This is a genomic window from Mesorhizobium sp. M7A.F.Ca.MR.362.00.0.0 (assembly GCF_004023175.1).
Lineage (GTDB): Bacteria > Pseudomonadota > Alphaproteobacteria > Rhizobiales > Rhizobiaceae > Mesorhizobium.
Genome location: NZ_RZTF01000869.1, coordinates 1 through 251, shown reverse-complemented (window position 1 = coordinate 251; position 251 = coordinate 1). Strand labels below are relative to the sequence as shown.

The 251-nt window shown below is 62.5% G+C and carries 1 pseudogene; it reads left to right on the top strand.

From position 1 onward, the window contains the following. Positions 1-76: 76 nt before the first annotated feature. A pseudogene (locus EOC06_RS44690) lies at positions 77-251 on the top strand (transposase); the annotation flags it as partial.

The following is a 251-nucleotide window of genomic DNA, read 5'->3' as shown; positions in this document are numbered from 1 at the left end:
GGAAAAGTCAGGTGTTGTTTAGGTTTTGGCGCTACGACAGCCCCGATTTTTCGCTAACGATTTCACTGACTGCGATTTGCCGCACCGATTGCACAACCGCAAAGCCGCACCCGGCACGTCGCATTCCGACGAAGCATGGTCGGCGGCACGTCGTCTCGCTCGCGAGCTCGACAGGATTCTCGACGGTTCGGGGCCAAGACGCGCGGCAATCAGCCGGGCCGCGGCCGAGCTGCGCCTCTCGACCCGCCAAG